Below are 7420 nucleotides of genomic sequence, written 5' to 3' on the forward strand. Positions count from 1 at the left end.
CGCTCGCCATATCGGCCGGCGCTGGCGCTGGCGGACAGAATGCGATCGGACGGAGCGTGGTGGGCGGCATGCTGACCGCGACCGTGCTCGCGATCTTCTTCGTGCCGATGTTCTTCCTCGTCGTGAAGAAGCTCTTCCGTCAGGATGCGCCACGCGCGCCGGAACCATCCGGCGGCAAAGACGCGCCCCCCTCCAGCCTCGAACCGCAGGAGGCCTGAGATGCGCGGATATCGCTTTCTGACCCTCGCCGCCGCGACCAGTCTTTCGGCCTGCGACATGGCGCCGAAATATGTCCAGCCCGTCCTGCCGGTTCCTCCCGGCCTGCCCGCTTCGGGGAAAACGGAAGCACAGGACACCGAAAATCCGGCGGACATGGCCTGGCAGGACTTCTTCACCAGCCCACGATTGCGGAGCGTCATTCAGCTCGCGCTCGACAACAATCGCGACCTGCGGATCGCGCTCGCCAATGTCGAGCAGGCGCGCGCGCTCTATCGGGTGCAGCGTTCGGACCTGTTCCCGACCCTCGGCGTGAACGCCAGCGCGACCTATCAGGATCTGCCCGGTGGGGTCCCCGCCGCCGGAGGCGGTGTCGGAGGTGCCGCGATCGGCGGTCGGTCCGACATCTACACGGCCAATGCCGGGATCTCCGCCTGGGAAATCGATTTGTTCGGTCGCCTCCGCAATCTCAACAGGGCAGCGCTCGAGCAATATTTCGCGTCGGTCGAAAATCGTAATGCCGCCCAGACCGCATTGATCGCGGAAGTGGCGACCGCGTGGCTGACACTGGCCGCCGATCAGGAACGGCTGCGGATCGCACGCGAAATGGAAAGAACATTCGGGCAGACCCTCGAACTGACGCGGGCGCGGTTCGCCAGGGGAATCGCCTCAGAGCTCGAGGTGCATCAGGCGCAGACGAGCTTCGACCAGGCACGCTCCGACATCGCCGAGACGACGACGCTGGTTGCACAGGACCGCAATGCGCTCGATCTCCTGGCTGGCACAACCCTCGAACCGGAGCTGCCTCCCGTCGTACTGGCGCCGGACGGCGAGACCATCGCACATCTCCCGGAAGGACTGTCGTCCAATGTGCTGTTGAAGCGCCCCGACGTCGCAGCCGCTGAGCATCAGCTGCGCGCGGCCAATGCCGATATCGGCGCCGCGCGCGCCGCCTTTTTCCCGAGCATCTCGCTGACGGCCGCGTTCGGAACGATCAGTTCGGGCCTGTCCAACCTGTTCGGCAACGGCAGCGACTATTGGTCGGTGGCGCCCTCGGCCTCGGTCCCCATCTTCGATTTCGGTCGAAGGCAAGGCAATTTACGTTATGCCGAGGCGACGCGCAACGCGATGCTGTTGCAATATGAGCGTTCGATCCAGCGTGGTTTCCGCGAGGTCGCCGATGCACTTGCCAGGCGCGGCACGATTGATGCCCAGATGGAGGCGCAATCCTCCTTGCGAACGGCCGCCGCTGGCGCATACCGTTTGTCCGAAGCGCGTTTCCGCTCGGGCATCGATCCCTTCCTGACGACCCTGGACTCCCAGCGCGCGCTCTATGCGGCCGAACAGAGCCTGCTCGCCACCCGCCTTGTTCGCGAAACCAACGCCGTGGAGCTTTATCGCGCATTGGGCGGCGGGCTGAAGTAGCCATGCCAAGCGCCGATGATCGTCGTAGGCGCCGCCGCGAAGCATTGTATTGCTCCGGTGAGGCTTTCAATTACCCACATCTGATCTCGACTGAGATTCGCTTTTGACGCATCCGCATTGGCGGGCGAGGAGTCGGCTGTGATTCCTGTCCGAGTACGAAACCCAGAGAGGGAACGTGCGTGATGGATATTGACCAGCCCGACAGCGGCTCGTTGATCGGCAGAAAGATTGATGCTTCTGAGTTTGGCGATGCGCGCCTGGGCGAGCGCTTCCGTAGATTGATGGGCTGTTTGGGGCGGTGCGATCGGTCAGGATTGGGCCAATACCAAGGCGGCGTATCGGTTCTTTTCCAACGCCTCGGTCAGCGAAGAGCATATCCTGGCAGGACATTTTCATGCGACAGCGTGTCGTGCCGGCGGCGCCGAAGGAACGCTTTTGATGCTGTAGGACACGACTGAGTCCGTGTTTCAGCGGGCAGCGACGGAGAGCATCGGATATACCAAACACGTCAACAGCGGGCGAGACAAGGACGGAGGCTGGCGACAGCACAAACTGTGCGGCCTGCTGATGCAGGCCAGTCTTGCGATCCTACTTGAAGGGTTGCCGTTAGGGCTGACAGCGGCGGGCTTCTGGAGCCGTCCCCAGTTCAAGGGCCTCCTCGCGATCAAGCGGAAGGGGACCAAACACGAGTGCCCATTGAGACCAAGGAAAGCATGCGCTGGCTCGAGAAGAAGGTGTGTCGTGTTCCAGACTGGACTGCTATCAGTTTAATTTTATCACGCGCTGACGTTGTCTGTCATTCAGAATCTGCATTACCTGGGTTTCGCAGATTGACCGAAGGATGGAATGGAGCGTGTTGCTAAGGCCAGAGGTTCGCATCGCAAGCGGCTCCGCCGTGTAGCAAAGAAAGAGGTTGGAAACGCGCGGCGTCAACGGCAGTTCGATACTTCCATTGCTCCACCGGCGAACGTAGACGTTCCGGATTTTCGGTAGCACCTCGCGATAGCGCTGCCGGTAGATGTCGTCCATTCCCGCCCCGTACGGCAGGACACCATGTTTCAGGTGTATCGGCATTTGCCGAAGGCTGCGCTCGAAACACCGCGTTGCCCGCCATCGGTCGAACCTGTTACCCTGAGCGTTGATTAGCCCGATTTCCATACTCCAGTACAGGAACAACCTGCATTCCAGATCGAGCCGGATCGATGGCTGGACATCATGATGCTGATAGAGGTTGGCGATCGCTGTGCGCATCTCTTCAAACTGCATTGGCAGGTCCCGGCATGCCGCATGGCAGGCATGGCTTAAGCGGAACATCATCAGGGTTTCCCCTTCAGCGACGCACGGGGCGTCAATGTGTAATAGCCGGAACGGGACCAAAGCCCCGCGCCTGCCGTAAAGCGGCCGTTGGAGGCCATGCTCACAAAACTGCCAGGACGACCCATTGCTTCGGCAATGAGCAACCGTGCAGCACCTATCGCTGCCTGCTCGTCATCGGTGTCGATCGCGTGGATAACGGGATCGGTATCGGCGGCAGTAATGATCCGGAGTTCGAACATGGAGCCTTGCATGAAAAGAGTGAACGCATTAAATCATTATATGATGATTTAATGCGTGGATGAGGCAAGGTCAATGGTTGAGAGTGGGGGACGCGACTCCCGGCGGGCAAGAGGAAGAGGGCGGCCTCGCGCAAGTGAAGCACCCGATCCGCACAGGGTGGAAGATATCGCGCTCATTGCATTTGCAACTAAGGGCTATGACGGCACAAGTCTGCGCGACATCGCACTCTCCGCCGGGGTTGACCCGGCGCTTGTCTCGCGCCGCTTTGGCTCGAAACTGGGACTCTGGCGCGCCACGGTCGATGCGCTTGGCGACCAGTTGGAAGAAATTTACGAAGCCATGCGGACGGCTCTTGATCAGCCCGCTCCATTTCCGAAGCGGTGCCGGGAAGCGCTACGTCTGTTCGTCGCCTTTAACTGCAAGATGCCTGCGCTCAGCCATTTTTTTATCCGGGAAATCGAGCGGCCAGGCGAACGACGTGATCTCGTCACCCGGCGAATCTGGCAACCCTATCTCGCTACCATGCAGCCCTTGCTCCAGGAGGCGATCGTCAACGGAGTCATCATACCCATGGACTGTGACTATGCGCCGGTTTCGCTTCTGGGCGTGGTAGCGATGCCGCAATTGGTAAGGCCGCTGCTCGATCAGGAATTGGGGATCAATACGCAAGTCGCTGTCGATCGGATCATGGCATCGCTTATGGCGTTGTTCATGGTGCCGTAGACGAGGCCGTTTGATCCGGCATCGCGCAAGGAACGCCCCAGCTCCTGAGACATCGCATAGGTGGTGGGATGATAATATACGGGATGGCCGTCTTCGAATGATCGGTCAGCCGTAAAGTCGGTTAAGCTTGGCAGCGTTGGGGCCAGTTCACCTCGCGCGTGGTCAAGCCGATGATTGTCGCGCCGTCCACGCCGCTGGTGGTGAAGATGCTGCCGCTCGCTGTGCAGAGCCGGTCCAGGAGGTCGCCCCCGGCTCCGAACAGGGCGAACGGCAGGAAGCGAAGCCGGAGCCGAAACCGGACATAGTGGTTCCGCCGCGGCTGGTGCAGCTTCCTGTCACTTCCACAATAACGCGCAAGGTGCACGAGCCTGTGGAGGAAGTGGTCGATCCCGGCCCTCCAGTTCCCGAGACGACCGCGCCCAAAAGCATCGCCGCGCAAAGCTGGGAGGCGCAATTGCTGGCGCATCTGGAACGCTATCGCCGCTTCCCGGCGCGCGCCCGCGCGGCCCGCCAGCAAGGCACGGTCTATATCCGCTTCACGATGAACTGCCGCATGGTTTCGGCCGACAGCCATGCCCAGGTGTCAACGGCATCGGTCTTCCCGCGCTTCACATAAGCTGGCGGCATCAACCTCACCTCAGGGCCCAGCTTCATCAACTCTCGGCCTCAGTAGTGCGCCGACGCGCACGCTTCCATGCCGACGAGGCAGGGCGGCAATCCGCCAAAGAACTTCAAGACCTCCCCGCGCCGCAACTGCCGGCGCTCGATAATCTTGCCTTCTGCGCCGATCGCATGAACCTGAAATACGTTCTTCGCCAGATCCCATCCGACGGTTACTACCTCCTGCATGGGACGACTCCTCTAGACGTGGCTCTACGGCCATCATCGCACAGCTAAGCTACGCTGGTGCAGGGGCCGTCCATCCCATCACGTCATGCTCAATAAAGTTTTCGGATCGGACTCTAGCCGCTTTCGGGCTTAGACGACAGAAGCTCTCCTTTGACCAAAAGCCCAAGTCCCTTTACCGCGTTTTTGTGCGCAGTCAGAGTCGCCTCGGCACTGTGATGCGTCAGCCCCAGGAGGCAAACTGAAAGTACAGCTTTTACCATATGACTTTGGGATTCGGAAATTTCGCCAGTTTTTATGCCCAGTTTTATCAGGTTATCGTAAAGTGCAAGCCAGCGACCATCCTCCAGTGCATCCGCTATCTCACTGTTTCGACGAGCCTCGGTGCGGACTACAGCAAAGAATGCAGAAGAATGAGGATGTGCAATGCGAAATTCAATAATATCTTCTAAAATGGTCAATAGTGCTTGAGAGAAAGACGTTGCATTTTCGACAATGTCTTCTTTTGGATTCAGTTGAAGTTCCTGAAGTTCCTGATGTATTGCTAAAAAAAGTGCCTGCTTTGTTGGGAAATAATAATAAATTGCTCCTCGGCTCACTTGAGCCTTCTCGGATATTAGCTTATTTGATGCCGAGCTATAACCCTGCTTGGAAAAGATCAGTTTCCCAGCATCCAGCAATCGCCGTCTTGTTTCTTCGCTATCGCCGCCAGGGGGACGCCCAATTCGCTTCTTTTCGGTCACTCGGATGCCTCGAAAAACGTCTGGCGGTCAGCGCCGCTGAGTGATTCACTGCGTTCGACGACGAGCGGAGGCGGTGATGGCGCGGCAGGCTGGATTTTGGGATTACGAGGAGCATCTCGCGCGGCTGACGAAGGGCGGCGATCCGCTGGTGACGCTGGCGGCGGTGGTCGATTTCGAGCCGTTCCGTTATCGTCTGGAGAAGGCGCTGAAGCGCTCGGACGGCTCGAAGGGTGGCCGTCCGCCGTACGACCCGGTGCTGATGTTCAAGGTCCTGGTTTTGCAGGCTTTGTATAATCTGTCGGACGATCAGGCGGAGTTCCAGATCCGCGACCGGCTCTCGTTCATGCGGTTCCTGGGGTTGCCCCCCAATGCGCCGAGCCCCGATGCCAAGACGATCTGGCTGTTTCGCGAGCATCTGGTGCAGGCCCGGGCGATCGAGAAGCTCTTCGCGCTGTTCGATGCGCGGCTGAAGGCCGGCGGCTATCTGGCGCAAGGCGGGCAGATCATCGACGCGACGGTGATTGCCGCGCCGCGTCAGCACCTGACCGATGAGGAGAAGGCCCTGATCAAGGAGGGCAAGGCGGCCGACGAGATCTGGCCTGACGACCCCGCCAAAGCCGCGCAGAAAGACATCGACGCGCGCTGGACGATGAAGCGCGGGAGCTTGAAGCGCAGCGAGGCCGGCGAGGCGCGCGTGGCGGTTCCGGCGCAGATCATGGTGCCGATGTTCGGCTACAAGAACCACGCTGGGATCGACCGCACCTTCGGGTTCATCCGCAAATGGGTGGTGACCCACGCGGCAAAGCACGACAGCGGCCCGTTTGAGGATGTGCTCGACACCGAAAACGTCGCCCAGTCGGTATGGGCGGACACGGCCTATCGCTCGGCGAAGAACGAGGCCGCGATCCGCCGTGCCAAGCTCAAGTCGATGATCCATTTCCGCAAGCCCAAGGGCCGGCCGATGGATCGGCGGCACCAGCGCGCCAACGTCGCCCGTTCGAAAGTGCGCTCAGCCGTCGAGCATGTCTTCGCCACGCAGAAATCGCGGATGGCCCTGTTCGTCCGCACCATCGGCATCGAGCGCGCGAGGATGAAGATCGGCATGGCCAACCTAGCCTACAACTTGAGACGCCTCGTCTGGCACGAAGGGAGAACTGCGCCCGCGTAATGCCCAAAACGGCCCCGACAGCCGCGCGAAGACCCCAAAATTAGCGGGAAATCCGACAATCCGACGACACCAGTGCGTCCGCCATCGCCGCACCAGCCCGCTCAAGCCAGAATCAGCCGGTTCTTCGAGGTGTCCGATTTGCTTTGCCGCCTGAGCGACAGAATGGGAGGAACAATCCCTCTGGCCTGTCAGGACTGGGCAAGCACCAAAGCCGCTTATCGGTTCTTTTCCAACCCAAAGGTCGAGGAAGGGGACATCCTTGCAGGCCATCTCGAGGCAACGAAGGCGCGGTATGCCGCATCTGACGGACCGATCTTGGTGCTTCAGGATACGACAGAGTTTACCTATCAGCGCCGGAACCCGCACGACATCGGCTTCACCAAAAGCGTCAACAGTGGTCGCGACAATCGTGGACGCCGCCGACATGGCTCGTGAGAACCGCGATACCATTGCCGCGTGCGAGAAGGCCGCCGCCAAGATCAAGGAGCCGGTACGATGCACAATCAGCATCGGAAAACCCTAAAACGTCACGGAACTGCATCGGGTGCTGCGCGACAATTGGGGGGGGGCGTGGAGTCGACCGGCCGCTACGGCAGTTATAGGGTGCCGCGCGGCCAATCAATCCGTATACCTTCGAACCTACATCACTTGGCGGGGCAGGACTAATGAGACCTGTGTGCGGGTGGTTGTAGACAGCGGCATTTATTCCTGATTCAATCGGCTTTCCGAAGAGGAGGGTTGG

General features: G+C 60.1%; 10 protein-coding genes and 1 pseudogene. 6 read left to right on the forward strand and 5 right to left on the reverse strand.

The features are described 5' to 3' along the window. The 3 genes from WFP78_RS23030 to WFP78_RS23510 form a co-directional block, all read left to right on the forward strand. The coding region (locus tag WFP78_RS23030) for an efflux RND transporter permease subunit (protein WP_336966830.1) at window positions 1-218 on the forward strand (218 nt) is incomplete at its 5' end. A 1-nt stretch (window position 219) separates the two neighbouring features. After that, window positions 220-1641: an efflux transporter outer membrane subunit gene (locus tag WFP78_RS23035; RefSeq protein WP_336966832.1), complete on the forward strand. Its 1422-nt coding sequence runs from the start codon at window positions 220-222 to the stop codon at window positions 1639-1641. Window positions 1642-1944: 303 nt separating this feature from the next. After that, window positions 1945-2088: a transposase DNA-binding-containing protein gene (locus tag WFP78_RS23510; RefSeq protein ID WP_419723024.1), complete on the forward strand. Its 144-nt coding sequence runs from the start codon at window positions 1945-1947 to the stop codon at window positions 2086-2088. Between the two features lie 315 nt (window positions 2089-2403). On the opposite strand, the gene WFP78_RS23040 is transcribed toward WFP78_RS23510, so the two are convergent. Further along, window positions 2404-2958 (reverse strand): hypothetical protein, encoded by a 555-nt coding sequence (locus WFP78_RS23040; RefSeq protein WP_336966834.1) that lies wholly within the window; start codon window positions 2956-2958, stop codon window positions 2404-2406. After that, window positions 2958-3197 (reverse strand): hypothetical protein, encoded by a 240-nt coding sequence (locus WFP78_RS23045; RefSeq protein ID WP_336966836.1) that lies wholly within the window; start codon window positions 3195-3197, stop codon window positions 2958-2960. Before WFP78_RS23045 ends, WFP78_RS23040 begins: the two co-directional genes overlap by 1 nt. Before the next feature lie 157 nt (window positions 3198-3354). On the opposite strand from WFP78_RS23045, the gene WFP78_RS23050 reads away from it, so the two are divergent. Further along, the gene (locus WFP78_RS23050; protein WP_336966838.1) at window positions 3355-3921 is read left to right on the forward strand and encodes a TetR/AcrR family transcriptional regulator; all 567 of its coding nucleotides are present in this window, start codon (window positions 3355-3357) and stop codon (window positions 3919-3921) included. A gap of 121 nt (window positions 3922-4042) precedes the next feature. On the opposite strand, the gene WFP78_RS23055 is transcribed toward WFP78_RS23050, so the two are convergent. From WFP78_RS23055 to WFP78_RS23065, 3 genes and pseudogenes are all read right to left on the reverse strand, one after another. Next, entirely contained in the window at window positions 4043-4438 is a 396-nt protein-coding gene (locus WFP78_RS23055; protein ID WP_336966840.1) for a hypothetical protein, read from the reverse strand. 38 nt (window positions 4439-4476) lie between these two features. Beyond that, window positions 4477-4770, reverse strand: a pseudogene (locus tag WFP78_RS23060) (IS110 family transposase); the annotation flags it as partial. Window positions 4771-4883: 113 nt separating this feature from the next. Further along, entirely contained in the window at window positions 4884-5510 is a 627-nt protein-coding gene (locus WFP78_RS23065; RefSeq protein ID WP_336966842.1) for a TetR/AcrR family transcriptional regulator, read from the reverse strand. Between the two features lie 76 nt (window positions 5511-5586). Here WFP78_RS23065 and WFP78_RS23070 point away from each other — a divergent pair, with 76 nt between their 5' ends. Together WFP78_RS23070 and WFP78_RS23075 are read left to right on the forward strand one after the other, a co-directional pair. Further along, entirely contained in the window at window positions 5587-6678 is a 1092-nt protein-coding gene (locus tag WFP78_RS23070) for an IS5 family transposase (protein WP_336966844.1), read from the forward strand. A gap of 129 nt (window positions 6679-6807) precedes the next feature. Beyond that, on the forward strand, window positions 6808-7113 hold the full coding sequence (locus tag WFP78_RS23075) for an IS4/Tn5 family transposase DNA-binding protein (RefSeq protein ID WP_336966846.1): 306 nt from the start codon (window positions 6808-6810) through the stop codon (window positions 7111-7113). Window positions 7114-7420: the final 307 nt, after the last annotated feature.

Source organism: Sphingobium aquiterrae, from assembly GCF_037154135.1.
In the GTDB taxonomy this organism is placed as follows: Bacteria; Pseudomonadota; Alphaproteobacteria; order Sphingomonadales; family Sphingomonadaceae; genus Sphingobium; species Sphingobium aquiterrae.